This is a genomic window from Streptococcus oralis (genome assembly GCF_016028255.1).
Classification (GTDB): Bacteria; Bacillota; Bacilli; order Lactobacillales; family Streptococcaceae; genus Streptococcus; species Streptococcus oralis_AC.
In genome coordinates this window covers 1,835,164-1,851,284 of record NZ_CP065707.1, presented here as the reverse complement: position 1 = coordinate 1,851,284, position 16,121 = coordinate 1,835,164, and the positions used below count along the sequence as shown (strand labels likewise).

Genomic DNA, 16,121 nt, shown 5'->3' with positions numbered 1-16,121 from the left:
ATTAACTCGATCTTGAACTAGAACTTTGTTTCCGTTTTTAATCATGCACATGTTGACAAATTCGACTAATTCTTGTCTGTTCATATTGTTTTTCCTATTTTGTTAGTAACTTTTCCACGACGTTTAACTTTCGCATGGTCAAATCCACGCCAAACAATTTTTCAAGATAGTTGGTATTGAGCTTTTTTCGTTTTGCAGTTCTAGGGAGATAGAGGTAGAGACAGTGATCGTCTACACAAATTTCTTCCTCACCGTAGTCAGCTTTCAATTTTTCTAATGGCAGACTTTGGATAACTCCCTGATAAAGAATCACATGTACACGATCATGAAGATAGTCTTCTCTAAATGGGTTCTCTTGAACAATCTTTTCAAAATCGTTCTTATTCTTGATAACCATTTTTAAGTCAGCTCCAATTTTTTCCTTTATCAGAGTATGAATGCGTTCTCGTATTTCTTCTAAATCTAAGTCACTTTCAAGAATGATATTCCCACTTTGAATATAGGTTCGAACGTGTTGAAACCCAGCTTCTGTCAAAATATCTGCCAAATAAGACATTTTCGGGATAGCATTTTTTCCATTAGGAGTAACGCCTCTTAGTAAAATAATATGTTCCAAAGGACTTCCTTTCTTATTTGGTATTTATTGGATTTGAGCCTGCCACCCAGCCGGTACAGAGGGCAGAAGTGATGTTAAAGCCACCCGTGTGGGCATTGATATCCAGTACCTCGCCGGCAAAGTGGAGGCCAGGAACTAGCTTACTTTCAAGGGTTTTAGGATTGATTTCCTTAAGACTGACGCCTCCTTTGGTGACAAAGGACTTGGCAAGGGACATTTTTCCAATCACAGGGATTTTGAGGGCTTTGATAGAATGGAGAAGTTGTTCCCGTTCTTTTTCAGTTAGCTGTTTGACTTTTTCAGGATAATCTTGAACAAAAAATTCTGCCAAGCGTTCTGGGAGTAAGGTTCTTAAGGCATTTTTCAAGGATTTTTCCCGATTTTCTTCTAGAAAAGCCACCAAATCGCTCTCAGAAAGTTGAGGCAAAACATCCAGTGAAATAACCTCCCCACCTTTGACAAAACTAGACATGCGCAGGGCAGCAGGGCCAGATAAACCAAAGTGGGTAAAGAGCAAATCATGAGTGATGACATGCTTGCCATAACTTAAAGTCACATCGTCCAGCGAAATCCCCTGAAGCGCTTTGTGAGGAAAATCTGTCAACAATGGACTTTCAGCGGCTTCAAGCTCGGTAATGGTATGTTTAAAATGACGGGCAATATCGTGGCCAAATCCAGTCGATCCAGTGGAAGGATAGGATTTACCACCTGTTGTGACAATCAGTTTATCACAAGTGAAAGTTTGGTCTGCGGACTTAAGGACAAACTGGTTATCCACTTTTTTAACTGAAACAACCTCCGTTTGAGTAGCAACTTGACCACCAAGTTCAGTGATTTTTTTCTCCAAAGCTTCAATAATGGTTCGAGACTTGTCGCTAGCAGGAAAGACGCGGCCGTGGTCCTCGACCTTAAGTTTAACTCCATTTTCCGTAAAAAAGTTGATGATATCATGGTTATCAAACTGAGAGAAGACACTGTAAAGAAAGCGCCCATTCCCAGGGATGCCAGCCAGTAGGTCGTCTAAACTCCCGTTGTTGGTTACGTTACAACGACCACCGCCTGTTCCAGCTAATTTTTTACCAAGTTTGCGATTTTTTTCGATGAGAAGAGTTTTCTGACCATAAAAGCTACTGGAAATCGTAGCCATCATGCCAGCAGGACCTCCACCGATGACAATAGTATCAAAATGTTTCATAGCTCTATTGTACCACAAAAAACAAGAGATGCTTGGCATCTCTTGTTGCTCATAATCTTAGTTAATTTCATATCCCATCAACAAACCGCCATCTTCTGCATAAAAACTGCAGAGACCAGAAGTTGGGAGGATTTTGATATTGGCTTGTGGGAATGTTTCCAGCAAGCGGTCTGACAATTGCTGACAGAATTTTTCATTGCTGCGATGAGCCATGACGATACGACCACCAGCATAGCCAGCCTTGATGAGTTCTTCATAGGCTGCTTGAAGGGACTTTTTAGCACCACGAGCCTTTTGAAGAAGCTCTAGGGTTCCAGTTTCACTTGCTTCCCCAACCATACGGATGTTGAGAAGGCCAACGACCGTACCGATAATCTTACTTAAACGGCCATTTTTGACCAAGTTATCAACTTTAGCAAGAACAAAGAGTAACTTCGTTTTTTCTTGGTAAGCTGTAATAGCTTCAACAACTTCCTCATGAGAAAGTCCTTGGTCAATCAAGTCGTTTAATTTTTCTACGAGCAAGTCAACTTCCCCACCTGCAGATAAACTATCAATCACATGAATCTGAGTGTCAGGGTGTTCTTCGAGGTAGATATTTTTAGCGAGCTGTGCGCTATTATGGCTGCCTGAAAGAGTACCAGTGATGGTAACGACAAAGATATGTTTAGCACCTTCAAAAGCACGCAAGTAATCATCAGGGCTAGGACAAGCTGATTTTGAAGCCTCAGAAGTCGCATACATGGTTTTCATCATGTAGTCAATGTCGAGATTAGCATCATCAATAAAGACCTGATCAGCTACTTGAATGGTTAAAGGAACACTGATAAATTCAGTATCGATAGCGGGAGTTACCAATTGACGATAATCACAACCAGAGTCAGCTACAATCTTCCAAGTCATAGAAATTCTCCATCTTTGTCACTTATACATTGACAAAGGTTCTGTCTTTTTTTACAATTATATCATGAAAGCCCTTGAAACAAAAGTACCACCTCTCTGTTGTCACAAGTAGAAAGAAATTGTTATGTCTGAACGTAAAATATCTGAAAAATCTCTTGAAAATCTCAGAAAATCAAATCAAGAATCCAATTTTTTGACCAGAGAAGCAATCGAGACAGCGCTTTTGCAACTTCTGGAGAAAAAAGACTTGGCTAAGATCAGTATTTCAGAGTTGGTCAAGCGGGCGGGTGTCTCACGCGCTGCCTTCTATCGCAATTATGATTCTAAAGAAGCAATTTTAGAAAGTGTTTTTAAACGCAGTGTTCATAATATAATGGAACAGTTGAGCCACTACGATGTCAGAACAGACCTTTATCTAGTCTGGGTTCACCTTTTCAGAGCAGCCAAGAAAGAAGCCAAGATTATCCAACTTGCTCTGGACTACCACTTGGAAAAGATTTTTGTCCAAGCCATGCAGGAATTTCTGGAAAAATACCATGGAAAATCAAAGGGCGTCAGCATCTACCTTCATTCGTTTTGGAGCTCTGCCATCGTATCGGTTCTGCTCAAATGGATCAAGGATGGCATGAAGGTTCCAGCTGAAAAGATTGCAGATTTACGCTTGCCATTTTTCAAAAAATAGAGAACAAGGAGAAGATTTATGACAGAAAAAAGACTGGCTTGGGATGAGTACTTTGCAGCCCAGGCTTTACTGATTGCTAATCGTTCGACCTGTAAACGTGCCAAGGTGGGAGCTGTCCTAGTCAAGGATAATAAGGTCATTTCAACTGGCTATAATGGTTCCGTATCAGGAACGGAGCACTGTATTGACCACGAATGTCTGGTCATAGAAGATCACTGTGTCCGAACCCTTCACGCCGAGGTCAATGCCATCTTGCAAGGAGCCGAACGAGGGGTTCCAAAGGGATTTACAGCCTATGTGACCCATTTTCCGTGTCTGAACTGCACCAAACAACTGCTACAGGTTGGTTGCAAGCGCGTGGTTTATATCAACCAGTACCGAATGGATGACTATGCCCAGTACCTTTATCACGAAAAAGGTACCGAGTTGACCCATTTACCATTAGAGACTGTTCAGACAGCTCTTCAAGAGGCAGATTTGATTTAAAAATTAATAAAAATAAATGGTTTAGAAAGCTTTTTAAACCGTTTTTTGATATAATAAGAAGAATAAATTGAAAGAAGGAATTCAGAAAATGGGAAAAATTGAAGTCATTAATCATCCACTCATTCAACATAAATTGTCAATCTTGCGTCGTACAGACACTTCTACAAAGGCCTTTCGCGAATTAGTAGATGAGATTGCAATGTTGATGGGGTATGAAGTACTTCGTGATCTTCCACTTGAAGACGTGGAAATCGAAACACCTATCACAAAGACCGTTCAAAAACAATTGGCTGGTAAAAAATTGGCGATTGTCCCAATCTTGCGTGCAGGTATCGGAATGGTAGATGGGCTCTTGAGCTTGGTTCCAGCAGCAAAAGTTGGACACATCGGTATGTACCGTGATGAAGAAACCCTTCAGCCAGTTGAATACTTGGTGAAATTGCCTGAGGATATTGACCAACGTCAAATCTTTGTCGTTGATCCAATGCTTGCAACAGGTGGATCAGCAATCTTGGCTGTTGACTCCCTTAAAAAACGTGGGGCATCAAACATCAAGTTTGTCTGTCTGGTAGCTGCTCCAGAAGGAGTGAAAGCTCTTCAAGCAGCTCACCCGGATGTAGAAATCTTTACAGCAGCCTTGGACGAACACTTGAATGAACATGGCTATATTGTTCCAGGTCTCGGAGATGCTGGAGACCGCTTGTTCGGTACCAAATAAAATTCCAAAGTAAACATTGAGACTGAGGGTTAGTTTCAGTTTTGAAAGGAGGTTGAGTTTTTGTTTCTGTTTAGAGAATAGAGCAAAAATTTGACCTTTTTTGACCAAAAAGATATAATAGTTCTGTATTGAGTCGTAAGACTAAGAAAATTCAACATTAAAAATTAAAAGGAGAAATGAATGATTCCTGTAGTTATTGAACAAACAAGCCGTGGAGAACGTTCCTATGACATTTACTCTCGCCTTCTGAAAGACCGCATCATCATGCTAACAGGTCCAGTTGAAGACAACATGGCCAACTCCGTTATCGCCCAGTTGCTCTTCTTGGATGCCCAAGACAGCACAAAAGATATTTACCTTTATGTCAATACACCTGGAGGATCTGTTTCAGCTGGTTTGGCAATCGTTGATACCATGAACTTTATCAAGGCAGATGTCCAAACTATCGTTATGGGAATGGCTGCATCCATGGGGACTGTCATAGCATCAAGTGGAGCAAAAGGCAAACGCTTCATGCTTCCAAATGCAGAGTACATGATTCACCAACCAATGGGTGGTACAGGTGGTGGTACCCAACAGACAGATATGGCAATCGCTGCAGAGCACTTGCTCAAAACTCGTAAGACTTTGGAGCAAATCCTTGCGACTAACTCAGGTAAATCAGTTGAGCAAATTCATGCAGATGCAGAACGTGATTACTGGATGAGTGCCCAAGAAACGCTCGAATATGGCTTCATTGATGAAATCATGGCTAACAATTCTTTGAGCTAAGCAACCTAGAAAGCAAACTCGACGGAGTTTGCTTTTTTTGGTATAATAGGGGAAGATTTCTTAGAAAGAGGATCCCTCATGTTTGAAAAAACAAATCGATCAGGATTAATCATCTATCTTTACTATAATCGAGATGCAAAAAAACTTCAGGAATACGGTGACATCTGTTACCATTCTAAGAAGCATCGTTACTTGCAGCTCTATGTTCCAACTGAGGAGCTAGATGACTTAGTTGAGAGATTAGGTAAGGAAAGATTTATCAAAAAAATAAGACGTTGCCACATTCAAGAGTTAGAAACTCCCTTTGTTGGCAATCTCTATCGCACTGAGGAAAACGTTATCATTTAAAAAAATGAGATAAATGTGTTGACAATTTTCTGATAATTCGGTATATTCTTAACATACTATTTTTGAAACAACTATAAGGAGATTAAAAATGAAGAAAAAATTTGCCCTATCTTTTGTGGCTCTTGCTAGCGTAGCTCTTCTCGCTGCCTGTGGAGAGGTCAAGTCAGGAGCGTCAAATACAACTGGTAACCCAGTAGACGAAAAGACTATCAAAATCGGTTTTAACTTTGAAGAAACAGGTGCTGTAGCTGCCTATGGTACTTCTGAACAAAAAGGTGCCCAACTTGCTGTTGATGAAATCAATGCTGCAGGTGGTATCGATGGAAAACAAATCGAAGTTGTGGATAAAGATAACAAATCTGAAACTGCTGAGGCTGCCTCTGTTACAACTAACCTAGTTACCCAATCAAAAGTTACAGCTATCGTAGGACCTGCGACATCTGGTGCAACTGCTGCAGCTGTAGCCAACGCTACTCAAGCAGGAGTGCCATTGATCTCACCAAGTGCGACTCAAGATGGATTGACCAAAGGTCAAGAATATCTATTTATCGGAACTTTCCAAGATAGCTTCCAAGGGAAGATTATTTCAAACTATGTGACAAACAAATTGAACGCTAAGAAGGTTGTTCTTTATACGGACAATGCTAGTGACTATGCTAAAGGTATTGCTAAATCTTTCCGCGAAGCCTACAAGGGTGAGATTGTAGCAGATGAAACGTTTGTGGCAGGTGATACAGACTTCCAAGCAGCCCTTACTAAAATGAAAGGGAAAGAGTTTGACGCTATCGTTGTTCCAGGTTACTACACAGAAGCAGGTAAAATCGTAAACCAAGCACGTGGTATGGGAATTGATAAACCAATCGTTGGTGGTGACGGCTTTAACGGTGAAGAATTTGTTCAACAAGCAACTGCTGAAAGAGCATCAAACATTTACTTCATCTCAGGATTCTCAACTACAGTTGATGTTTCTGCAAAAGCTAAAGCTTTCCTTGAAGCATACCGTGCAAAATACAACGAAGAACCTTCAACATTCTCAGCTTTGGCCTATGACTCAGTTTATCTAGTAGCCAATGCTGCAAAAGGTGCTAAAAACTCAGGTGAAATCAAGGACAACCTTGCTAAAACCAAAGACTTTGATGGTGTAACTGGTCAAACGAGCTTTGATGCAGATCACAACACAGTGAAAACGGCTTACATGATGACCATGAATAATGGTAAAGTGGAAGCAGCAGAAGTTGTAAAACCATAACATTAGAATAGTAGCTGAAATAGGGAATGAGCCTTTGACTCACTCCCTGTTTCGGTGTTTATGAACTTGTGAAAATTGAGAAATTTTCTAAAAATAACAATAGAAAAGAGTGAATGCTATGATCCAACAACTTGTGAATGGTTTAATTCTGGGTAGTGTTTATGCACTTTTGGCTCTGGGTTATACCATGGTTTATGGAATTATCAAACTCATCAACTTCGCCCACGGTGATATTTATATGATGGGAGCCTTTATTGGTTACTTTTTGATTAATTCTTTCCAAATGAATTTCTTTTTAGCTTTGATTATTTCAATGGCAGGAACCGCACTACTTGGTGTCGTGATTGAGTTTCTTGCCTACCGTCCTTTGCGACACTCTACACGTATTGCTGTTTTGATTACAGCTATCGGAGTGTCTTTTCTACTGGAATACGGGATGGTTTACTTAGTCGGTGCCAATACTCGTGCCTTTCCTCAAGCCATTCAAACAGTTCGCTATGATTTGGGGCCAATCAGCTTGACAAATGTTCAGTTAATGATTTTAGCAGTTTCCTTACTCCTGATGATTCTATTGCAAGTGATTGTTCAAAAAACAAAAATGGGGAAAGCCATGCGTGCTGTATCAGTTGATAGTGACGCGGCGCAATTGATGGGAATTAATGTAAATCGTACAATCAGTTTCACTTTTGCCTTGGGTTCAGCCCTTGCTGGAGCGGCAGGTGTCCTCATTGCGCTTTACTACAACTCTCTTGAACCGTTGATGGGCGTGACTCCAGGTCTAAAATCATTCGTTGCGGCCGTACTGGGTGGTATCGGGATTATTCCTGGTGCAGCTCTAGGGGGATTTGTGATTGGCTTGTTGGAAACTTTTGCTACTGCCTTCGGTATGTCTGATTTCCGTGATGCTATCGTATATGGAATCTTGCTTTTGATTCTGATTGTTCGACCTGCAGGTATCCTTGGTAAGAATGTGAAAGAGAAGGTGTAAACAATGAAGACAAATTTTAAAGTAAATATTCTATGGTTATTCCTTCTGTTAGCAGGTTATGGATTGATTAGCGTATTGGTTTCTGCTGGTGTTCTCAATCTATTCCATGTCCAAATTTTAGAACAAATTGGGATTAATATCATCCTTGCAGTAGGTCTGAACTTAATTGTTGGTTTTTCAGGACAATTCTCACTCGGTCATGCAGGTTTTATGGCGATTGGGGCTTATGCAGCAGCGATTATTGGTTCAAAATCACCAACCTATGGTGCTTTCTTTGGAGCAATGGTCTTGGGTGCCTTGATTTCTGGTGCAGTCGCTTTGCTCGTTGGGATTCCAACACTCCGTTTGAAGGGTGACTACCTGGCTGTTGCGACACTAGGTGTTTCAGAAATTATTCGTATCTTTATCATTAATGGTGGAAGCTTGACCAACGGTGCTGCTGGTATCTTGGGTATTCCAAACTTTACCAACTGGCAAATGGTGTATCTTTTTGTGGTGATCACAACTATTGCGACTCTTAACTTCTTACGTAGTCCAATTGGACGTTCTACTCTATCTGTTCGTGAGGATGAGATTGCCGCAGAGTCTGTTGGAGTAAATACTACAAAGATCAAGATTATCGCTTTTGTCTTTGGTGCTATTACAGCAAGTATTGCGGGTTCACTTCAGGCTGGTTTTATCGGATCTGTTGTCCCAAAAGATTACACCTTTATTAATTCCATCAATGTGTTGATTATCGTTGTATTTGGTGGACTTGGATCGATTACTGGTACCATCGTTTCAGCGATTGTTTTAGGAATTTTAAATATGCTCCTTCAGGATGTAGCAAGCGTACGTATGATTATCTACGCTTTGGCTCTTGTATTGGTCATGATTTTCAGACCAGGTGGACTTCTTGGGACATGGGAATTGAGTCTATCACGTTTCTTTAAAAAATCGAAGAAGGAGGGACAAAACTAATGGCATTACTTGAAGTTAAACAGTTAACCAAACATTTTGGCGGTCTAACAGCTGTTGGAGATGTCACTCTTGAATTGAACGAGGGAGAGTTGGTTGGTCTGATTGGACCAAACGGGGCTGGTAAAACAACTCTTTTCAATCTCTTGACGGGTGTTTATGAACCAAGTGAAGGTACGGTGACACTAGATGGTCACCTCCTAAATGGGAAAACTCCTTATAAGATTGCTTCACTTGGACTCAGTCGTACTTTCCAAAATATTCGTTTGTTCAAGAATCTGACAGTTTTAGAAAATGTTTTGATTGCATTTAGCAATCATCATAAACAACATGTCCTTGCGAGCTTCCTACGCCTACCAGCTTTTTATAAGAATGAGGAAGAATTAAAAAATAAAGCTTTGGACTTGCTGAAGATTTTTGATTTGGATGGTGACGCAGATACTCTAGCTAAGAATCTGGCCTATGGTCAACAACGTCGATTAGAAATCGTTCGTGCTCTGGCAACTGAACCTAAAATCCTCTTTTTGGATGAGCCTGCAGCTGGGATGAATCCACAAGAAACAGCTGAATTGACAGAATTGATCCGTCGTATCAAAGATGAATTTAAAATTACCATCATGCTCATCGAACACGACATGAATTTGGTTATGGAAGTCACTGAGCGTATCTATGTTCTTGAATATGGTCGGTTGATTGCTCATGGGACTCCGGATGAGATCAAGAACAACAAACGTGTTATCGAAGCTTATCTAGGAGGTGAAGCCTAATGTCTATGTTAAAAGTTGAAAACCTATCTGTACATTACGGTATGATCCAAGCAGTTCGTGATGTAAGTTTCGAGGTTAATGAAGGTGAAGTTGTTTCCTTGATTGGTGCCAATGGCGCTGGTAAAACAACCATTCTTCGCACCCTTTCAGGTTTGGTTCGTCCAAGTGCTGGTAAAATTCAGTTTTTAGGAAAAGAAATTCAAAAGATGCCAGCGCAAAAAATCGTGGCAGGTGGCCTTTCACAAGTCCCTGAGGGACGCCATGTTTTTCCAGGCTTGACTGTTATGGAAAACTTGGAAATGGGAGCCTTTTTAAAGAAGAATCGTGAAGAAAATCAAGCTAACTTGAAAAAAGTTTTCTCACGCTTCCCACGTCTTGAAGAACGCAAAAACCAAGATGCGGCGACCCTTTCAGGTGGTGAACAGCAGATGCTGGCTATGGGACGCGCTCTCATGTCTACGCCTAAGCTTCTTCTCTTGGACGAGCCATCAATGGGACTTGCTCCTATCTTTATCCAAGAAATTTTTGATATCATTCAAGATATTCAGAAGCAAGGAACAACGGTTCTCCTAATTGAACAGAACGCTAACAAGGCCCTTGCTATTTCTGACCGTGGCTATGTACTTGAAACAGGAAAGATTGTCCTATCAGGAACAGGAAAAGAACTCGCAGCATCAGATGAAGTCAGAAAAGCATACCTAGGTGGCTAAAACAATCCAGTGGATTGTTTTAGTCGGTGGATGAGAGTTGCGGAAGCAATTCCCCTATAGTCCGGGGGCCCTTTTTAGTCGGCGGATAAGAATTGCCCAAGCAATTCTCCTCTAGTCTGGGAGACTAGTTTAGGTTGCAGATGGAGATTGGGTAAGCAATTATCTAATTCAGTGGATTATTTTGTAGATGAATTTGAAGAGCTCCAAATTTGGGGCTCTTTTTTCGTTTGGTCCCTATTTTGATGGGCCTGATTTGAGCATCCGTTTTCTTAATATAGAATCTAACTTGACAAAAGCACGTGTTCATCATATAATTAAATAAACAAAAATATTGAACAAAGAGGCTGAAGATATGCTATCAGAAAAACAATTTAAACTTTTACGTTTTTTGTTGACTCACAAAGACGAAAACTTTACGCAGAGACAATTGGCTGAACAGCTAGATATCGCTTTGGGGACGGTAAATAATCTTCTCAAGGAATGTAAAGAAGAGAAGTGGATCAGTGAAGAAAATCACTTAACTGACTTAGGTGAGGAGGCTTTAGCTCCGTATCAGGTGAAGAATGCCATTATCATGGCTGCAGGTATGAGTAGCCGCTTTGCTCCTTTGTCTTATGAGCTACCTAAAGGGCTTCTCCAAGTTAAAGGTGAGCGTTTGATTGAGAGAGAAATCAAGCAATTACAAGAAGCTGGGATAGAGGATATTACAGTTATTGTAGGCTATCTGCAGGAAAAAATGTTCTATCTAGCAGAAAAATTTGGTGTTAAAATCGTTGTAAATAATGATTACTACAAGTACAACAACTGTTCTTCTCTCATGCTAGTCAGAGATCAACTTTCTAACACTTATATCTGCTCTTCGGATAATTATTTTGTAGAAAATCCGTTTGAGCGATACATTTACAGAGGTTACTATTCTACAATATTTGCAGAAGGAGACACAGACGAATACTGCTCTAAGGAAGACTCCAATCACACGATTATCGATATTCAAATCGGTGGGACGAATACTTGGGCTATGGTGGGGCACGTTTATTTTGATCGTGCATTTAGTGAAAAATTCGTAGACATTTTAGAAACTGAATTTAAGCACGAACCATATCGCGAACAGCTCTGGGAAGATTATTATAGTCGTCACGTCAAGGAGCTTCCTTTGGAAGCTCGGCATTATTCAGCAGATATTGTTAAGGAGTTTGATTCACTAGATGAGTTGCGTCAGTTTGATCAACACTATTTGGTGAATACTAATTCGGAAATCATTGATAATATCTGTAAGACATTAGGATGTGTGGCTTCAGATATTGTCAATATCAAACCTCTAAAAGATGGTCTGACCAACACTTCGTTTTCATTTGACTGCCTAGGAAAGAAATATGTTTACCGTCATCCGGGTAGGGGAACGGAGAATTATATCGATCGTGCTAGTGAAGCGGCTTCCATGGAAATTGCTGCAAAATTGAAGATTGACCGTACTTTTGTCGCTATGAACAAGGATGAGGGCTGGAAAATTTCAGAATTTATCCCTAACGCCAAGCAACTAGATTATGATAATTGGGATGATGTAGCAAAAGCAATGGAGCTCTTGAGACGCTTGCACCAATCTGGAGAAAAAACAGATCATTCCTTTAATCAATTTGAGGGAATTGATGATTTTAGACAAAAATTAAAGGCCAGCAATCGTTTTGAATTTGATGGACTTGAAGAGTTGGATAAGAATGTCTCAGTTCTCGAGAAGCTTTTACAAGAAGAACAAGCGAAAGAGGTTCTCTGCCATGGAGATTCTTATAGCCCAAATTTCTTGTTGAATGAAGCTGGAGAAATGAGCCTGATTGATTGGGAATATTCTGGTATGGGAGATCCAGCAGGAGATTTAGGAACCTTTATCGGGTGTTCAAATTATACAGTGGAAGAAGCTGAAAAGGTACTTGAAATCTATCTACAAGAAGTTCCAGATAAGAAAACCAAACGTCACTATTTTGCCTATGTATCAGTAACTTCATATTATTGGTTTTTGTGGGCCCTGTTCCAAGAAAGTGTTGGAAAACCCGTAGGTGAATTTCTTTATATCTGGTATCGTTATACCAAGCAGTATGGAAAACTTGCATTAGATTTATATTTGGAGGAGAATTGAGATGAAGCCGACATCTGAAATTGAAGAATTAATAGCAAATGAAACGAAAAGAAGGCTAGAAGAAATGGAATCACCAAACTATGTGTTTGCTCAGCCATTTCTAAAAAGTGATTTTACTATAGTCATTGGCTTGGTTCTAATTAACCTTATTCTGATTATTTTAGCCATGACAGGAGGTATTCAATAAAATGTCCAAGATGAATGACTTTATTCAACAGGAGACGATAACGGGAATTGTTCCCATGACCAATAAGGATCGTCAGTATTCTTTCTGGGATCTCTTTCTGTCAACAAGTGGTTTTGCCATTGCTACTTGGTGTTATACCCAAGGGGCTTATGTGGCTCAATATTTGACCTTTAATCAGATGTTGATTAATATTTTTAGTTTCAACATTATCTGGGTCTTTATTGAATGTCTCCCAATTCTGTTTGCGGTTAAATATGGAATTGATTTGTGGATTTGGTTGAGGGCTGTCCTCGGAAAAAAAGGAGTGGCCTTGCTATCAACCATTATTAGTTTGGCTAACTTTGGCTGGTATGCCGTTGCGGCCAATCTTTTTGCTAGCTCCATGATTCATTTGGCAAATAATTTCGGTCTTGGTTTGGACAAGGGAGTATGGGCACCTATTCTTGGTACACTCTGTGTTCTTCTTGGAACGCTGATTGCTCTTGGAGGCCCAGAAGTGATTAAATGGACCAATCGATTCTTGGTAATTGCCTTGTTGATTGTCGGTCTCATTATCGTTGGAATCTGCTTTGTAGCCGTGCCTATCACTGACATTATGAACATTCAACCGGCTACCCAAGGAGATTTGACGCCATTAGAACGCTTCATGCTTTCTGGAGAAGGAAATGTTGCCTTTGCCTTTTCTTGGTCTACACAGGCATTAGTTTTACCGCGTTTAGCAAAATCAGAACGTAGTGGCTATTGGGCTACAGCTTTATCATACGGAGTTGTTGCGCCATTCTTTGTTGCGACAGGTGGAGTCATGGCTCTAGCCATGTTTGTTAAAACAGGTGTTTATGAAAGTGATCCAACAACCATGCTTTCAACTCTAAGCACCCCGGCCTTTGCACTCTTAAGTTTACTACTAGTAGCCTTTGCCAATATTGGGACCCAAGGGACAGGATCATACGTGAACTGTATGATTGTAAAAAGTGGGATGCCCAAAGTAAGCTATAAACTAATGGTTTGGATTGCCATGGTATACGTGAGCCTACTTACAATCTGGGGGGGAGTGGAAGAGTACTTCGGTTCCTTCATCTCACTAGCTGCTTATATTCAGGGACCAATTATTGGTATGATCGTTGTTGACTACTTTATCTTAAGAAAACGAAAACTCGACTTGCGTTCAGCTTATTTCCTTGAAGGACACGATGCTTACGAGTTTACCAAAGGATTTAACGTGGTTGGCTTGTCTTGCGTATTTATCTCCTTGTTGGTTGCAGTACTATTTGTTTATAACCCTGTAACAGCACAGATTCAAAGCCCAATCTTTTTAATCACAACGGGTAGTGGCTTTACTGCGATTTTTGGAGGTTTATTGTACTGGTTAGCTAGCTTAACTCCGTTAAAACGCTATATGATCAATGATCGGGACTCTGTTACGATTTAAGGATAGAGGATTGATTAGAAACGTCCCCCTTACTAGAGAATTTAGAAAATCTTTATTGATACGGTAGAATAGGCTGAACAGGTATTTGAAATTTCTGTAGAAGAAATTCCAAACGTGAAAACGAAATACAGCTATCTAGCTCAGGCGTTTGGAACATCATACTATCACTCTTTTGTGAGGGTTATTTTAAGTAAATCTATTAGGAAAGTTTCTCTATATTTAGTACAACTATAGTGGGCAGTATGGTCAACTAAAATTAATTTTTAGTCGGAGGACTGACAAAATGAGAATTGGTATTGAACTTGAACAATTAGTTGTAGGTGAAACTAAAAAATGAAAGCCTTAATCTATGTGTATTTATCCCCCCTTTCTTAAAAGTTTATTTTACATAAGTAATTGATATGATTCTAGTCAATCATATTCTGATTATCCTAGCCATGACAGGAGGTATTCAATAAAATGTCCAAGATGAATGACTTCATTCAACAGGAGACCATAACGGGAATCGTTCCCATGACCAACAAGGATCGTCAGTATTCTTTCTGGGATCTCTTCTTATCGACAAGTGGTTTTGCTATCGCAACTTGGTGTTATACCCAAGGAGCTTATGTGGCTCAATATTTGACCTTTAATCAAATGTTGATTAATATTTTTAGTTTCAACATTATCTGGGTCTTTATTGAATGTCTCCCAATCTTGTTTGCGGTTAAATATGGAATTGATTTATGGATTTGGTTGAGAGCCGTTCTAGGTAGAAAAGGGGTGGCCGTTCTATCAACCGTGATTAGTCTGGCAAATTTTGGTTGGTACGCCGTTACCGCCAATCTTTTTGCCAGCTCCATGATTCATTTGGCAAATAATTTTGGACTTGGTTTGGACAAGGGAGTATGGGCACCGATTCTAGGCACTCTCTGTGTTCTCCTTGGAACGCTGATTGCTCTTGGGGGGCCAGAGGTGATTAAAGGCACTAATCGCTTCCTGGTGGTTGCCTTGTTATTTGTTGGGCTAATCATCGTTGGAATCTGTTTTGTTGCGGTTCCGATTAGGGATATTATGAATGTCCAACCTGCTATCCAAGAAAATTTGACACCGATTGAACGTTTTATGATGTCAGGGGAAGGAAATGTGGCCGTAGCCTTTTCTTGGTCTACACAAGCCTTTGTCTTACCACGTTTGGCAAAATCAGAACGCAGTGGCTATTGGGCTACAGCCTTGTCATACGGGGTTGTTGCGCCATTCTTTGCTGCGACAGGTGGAGTCATGGCTCTAGCCATGTTTGTCAAAACAGGTGTCTATGAAAGTGACCCAACAACCATGCTTTCAACTCTAAGCACACCAGCCTTTGCGCTTTTAAGTTTACTATTAGTAGCCTTTGCCAATATTGGAACTCAGGGTACAGGATCGTATGTGAACTGTATGATTGTAAAAAGCGGGATGCCCAAAGTAAGTTATAAACTAATGGTTTGGATTGCCATGGTTTATGTGAGCCTACTTACGATTTGGGGAGGAGTGGATGAATACTTCGGTTCCTTCATCTCGCTGGCGGCCTATATTCAAGGACCCATTATCGGAATGATCGTTGTTGACTATTTTATCTTAAGAAAACGAAAACTCGATTTGCGTTCAGCCTATTTCCTTGAAGGACATGACGCCTATGAGTTTACCAAAGGATTTAATCTGGTAGGATTATCTTGTGTAATCATTTCCTTGTTAGTTGCAGTACTATTTGTTTACAACCCTGTAACAAAGCATATCCAGAGTCCTATGTTCTTGCTCACAACTGGTAGTGGCTTTACTGCGATCTTTGGTGGTCTATTGTACTGGCTAGCTAGCTTAACTCCTTTAAAATGCTATATGATTAAGGATAGAGATTCAGTTACTATTTAAGGATAGAGGGAACTTTGGTTCTCTCTTTTTTGTGATTGAATGTTACAAAATCTTGAAAAAGAGATGAAAGCGTTTGATAGTTTTTGTAAGAAAGTGT

17 protein-coding genes are annotated in these 16,121 nt (G+C 40.2%); 14 read left to right on the top strand and 3 right to left on the bottom strand.

Annotated elements, in window-relative coordinates; translation table 11 throughout:
* Positions 1 to 94: 94 nt before the first annotated feature.
* From I6G42_RS09080 to I6G42_RS09070, 3 genes are read right to left on the bottom strand one after another with little or no spacing between them, the layout of a single operon-like run.
* Complete coding sequence (locus tag I6G42_RS09080; RefSeq protein ID WP_038805591.1) at positions 95 to 616, bottom strand: DUF1697 domain-containing protein; 522 nt, start codon at positions 614 to 616, stop codon at positions 95 to 97.
* A gap of 13 nt (positions 617 to 629) precedes the next feature.
* Positions 630 to 1,811, bottom strand: coding sequence for an NAD(P)/FAD-dependent oxidoreductase (locus I6G42_RS09075; protein WP_038805672.1), 1,182 nt, complete (start codon positions 1,809 to 1,811; stop codon positions 630 to 632).
* A 57-nt stretch (positions 1,812 to 1,868) separates the two neighbouring features.
* Positions 1,869 to 2,714: a DegV family protein gene (locus I6G42_RS09070; RefSeq protein ID WP_038805590.1), complete on the bottom strand. Its 846-nt coding sequence runs from the start codon at positions 2,712 to 2,714 to the stop codon at positions 1,869 to 1,871.
* Between the two features lie 124 nt (positions 2,715 to 2,838).
* On the opposite strand from I6G42_RS09070, the gene I6G42_RS09065 reads away from it, so the two are divergent.
* The 14 genes from I6G42_RS09065 to I6G42_RS09000 all read left to right on the top strand — a co-directional run bounded on the left by I6G42_RS09065 (position 2,839) and on the right by I6G42_RS09000 (position 16,024).
* Positions 2,839 to 3,396 carry a TetR/AcrR family transcriptional regulator gene (locus tag I6G42_RS09065; RefSeq protein ID WP_038805589.1) on the top strand — a complete coding sequence of 186 codons (558 nt, stop codon included), beginning with the start codon at positions 2,839 to 2,841 and terminating at the stop codon, positions 3,394 to 3,396.
* An 18-nt stretch (positions 3,397 to 3,414) separates the two neighbouring features.
* On the top strand, positions 3,415 to 3,882 hold the full coding sequence (locus I6G42_RS09060) for a deoxycytidylate deaminase (RefSeq protein WP_038805588.1): 468 nt from the start codon (positions 3,415 to 3,417) through the stop codon (positions 3,880 to 3,882).
* Between the two features lie 88 nt (positions 3,883 to 3,970).
* A complete protein-coding gene (gene upp, locus I6G42_RS09055; RefSeq protein ID WP_025169005.1) occupies positions 3,971 to 4,600 on the top strand; it encodes a uracil phosphoribosyltransferase in 630 nt (209 codons plus the stop codon).
* A gap of 180 nt (positions 4,601 to 4,780) precedes the next feature.
* Complete coding sequence (gene clpP / locus I6G42_RS09050) at positions 4,781 to 5,371, top strand: ATP-dependent Clp protease proteolytic subunit ClpP (protein ID WP_000613470.1); 591 nt, start codon at positions 4,781 to 4,783, stop codon at positions 5,369 to 5,371.
* Positions 5,372 to 5,449: 78 nt separating this feature from the next.
* Positions 5,450 to 5,719 (top strand): YlbG family protein, encoded by a 270-nt coding sequence (locus I6G42_RS09045; protein ID WP_000462107.1) that lies wholly within the window; start codon positions 5,450 to 5,452, stop codon positions 5,717 to 5,719.
* Positions 5,720 to 5,807: 88 nt separating this feature from the next.
* Positions 5,808 to 6,968 (top strand): ABC transporter substrate-binding protein, encoded by a 1,161-nt coding sequence (locus I6G42_RS09040; protein WP_000726138.1) that lies wholly within the window; start codon positions 5,808 to 5,810, stop codon positions 6,966 to 6,968.
* A gap of 118 nt (positions 6,969 to 7,086) precedes the next feature.
* Complete coding sequence (locus I6G42_RS09035) at positions 7,087 to 7,956, top strand: branched-chain amino acid ABC transporter permease (RefSeq protein ID WP_038805587.1); 870 nt, start codon at positions 7,087 to 7,089, stop codon at positions 7,954 to 7,956.
* 3 nt (positions 7,957 to 7,959) lie between these two features.
* Positions 7,960 to 8,916 (top strand): branched-chain amino acid ABC transporter permease, encoded by a 957-nt coding sequence (locus tag I6G42_RS09030; protein WP_038805586.1) that lies wholly within the window; start codon positions 7,960 to 7,962, stop codon positions 8,914 to 8,916.
* Positions 8,916 to 9,680: an ABC transporter ATP-binding protein gene (locus I6G42_RS09025; RefSeq protein ID WP_038805585.1), complete on the top strand. Its 765-nt coding sequence runs from the start codon at positions 8,916 to 8,918 to the stop codon at positions 9,678 to 9,680. Before I6G42_RS09030 ends, I6G42_RS09025 begins: the two co-directional genes overlap by 1 nt.
* Positions 9,680 to 10,390, top strand: coding sequence for an ABC transporter ATP-binding protein (locus I6G42_RS09020; protein WP_000062210.1), 711 nt, complete (start codon positions 9,680 to 9,682; stop codon positions 10,388 to 10,390). The genes I6G42_RS09025 and I6G42_RS09020 overlap by 1 nt, the downstream gene beginning before the upstream one ends.
* A 352-nt stretch (positions 10,391 to 10,742) precedes the next feature.
* Positions 10,743 to 12,521 carry a phosphotransferase gene (locus I6G42_RS09015; protein ID WP_038805584.1) on the top strand — a complete coding sequence of 593 codons (1,779 nt, stop codon included), beginning with the start codon at positions 10,743 to 10,745 and terminating at the stop codon, positions 12,519 to 12,521.
* Position 12,522: 1 nt separating this feature from the next.
* Positions 12,523 to 12,708, top strand: coding sequence for a hypothetical protein (locus I6G42_RS09010; protein WP_038805583.1), 186 nt, complete (start codon positions 12,523 to 12,525; stop codon positions 12,706 to 12,708).
* A gap of 1 nt (position 12,709) precedes the next feature.
* The gene (locus I6G42_RS09005) at positions 12,710 to 14,137 is read left to right on the top strand and encodes a cytosine permease (RefSeq protein ID WP_038805582.1); all 1,428 of its coding nucleotides are present in this window, start codon (positions 12,710 to 12,712) and stop codon (positions 14,135 to 14,137) included.
* Between the two features lie 459 nt (positions 14,138 to 14,596).
* The gene (locus I6G42_RS09000; protein ID WP_038805581.1) at positions 14,597 to 16,024 is read left to right on the top strand and encodes a cytosine permease; all 1,428 of its coding nucleotides are present in this window, start codon (positions 14,597 to 14,599) and stop codon (positions 16,022 to 16,024) included.
* Positions 16,025 to 16,121: the final 97 nt, after the last annotated feature.

Bases quoted from the DNA above. Each gene is read 5' to 3' on its own strand.
- upp (WP_025169005.1), top strand. From the start codon at position 3,971: ATGGGAAAAATTGAAGTCATTAATCATCCACTCATTCAACATAAATTG.
- I6G42_RS09025 (WP_038805585.1), top strand. From the start codon at position 8,916: ATGGCATTACTTGAAGTTAAACAGTTAACCAAACATTTTGGCGGTCTA.
- I6G42_RS09005 (WP_038805582.1), top strand. From the start codon at position 12,710: ATGTCCAAGATGAATGACTTTATTCAACAGGAGACGATAACGGGAATT.
- I6G42_RS09075 (WP_038805672.1), bottom strand. From the start codon at position 1,811: ATGAAACATTTTGATACTATTGTCATCGGTGGAGGTCCTGCTGGCATG.
- I6G42_RS09020 (WP_000062210.1), top strand. From the start codon at position 9,680: ATGTCTATGTTAAAAGTTGAAAACCTATCTGTACATTACGGTATGATC.
- I6G42_RS09060 (WP_038805588.1), top strand. From the start codon at position 3,415: ATGACAGAAAAAAGACTGGCTTGGGATGAGTACTTTGCAGCCCAGGCT.
- I6G42_RS09015 (WP_038805584.1), top strand. From the start codon at position 10,743: ATGCTATCAGAAAAACAATTTAAACTTTTACGTTTTTTGTTGACTCAC.
- I6G42_RS09070 (WP_038805590.1), bottom strand. From the start codon at position 2,714: ATGACTTGGAAGATTGTAGCTGACTCTGGTTGTGATTATCGTCAATTG.
- I6G42_RS09040 (WP_000726138.1), top strand. From the start codon at position 5,808: ATGAAGAAAAAATTTGCCCTATCTTTTGTGGCTCTTGCTAGCGTAGCT.
- I6G42_RS09065 (WP_038805589.1), top strand. From the start codon at position 2,839: ATGTCTGAACGTAAAATATCTGAAAAATCTCTTGAAAATCTCAGAAAA.
- I6G42_RS09030 (WP_038805586.1), top strand. From the start codon at position 7,960: ATGAAGACAAATTTTAAAGTAAATATTCTATGGTTATTCCTTCTGTTA.
- I6G42_RS09000 (WP_038805581.1), top strand. From the start codon at position 14,597: ATGTCCAAGATGAATGACTTCATTCAACAGGAGACCATAACGGGAATC.
- I6G42_RS09035 (WP_038805587.1), top strand. From the start codon at position 7,087: ATGATCCAACAACTTGTGAATGGTTTAATTCTGGGTAGTGTTTATGCA.
- I6G42_RS09010 (WP_038805583.1), top strand. From the start codon at position 12,523: ATGAAGCCGACATCTGAAATTGAAGAATTAATAGCAAATGAAACGAAA.
- clpP (WP_000613470.1), top strand. From the start codon at position 4,781: ATGATTCCTGTAGTTATTGAACAAACAAGCCGTGGAGAACGTTCCTAT.
- I6G42_RS09045 (WP_000462107.1), top strand. From the start codon at position 5,450: ATGTTTGAAAAAACAAATCGATCAGGATTAATCATCTATCTTTACTAT.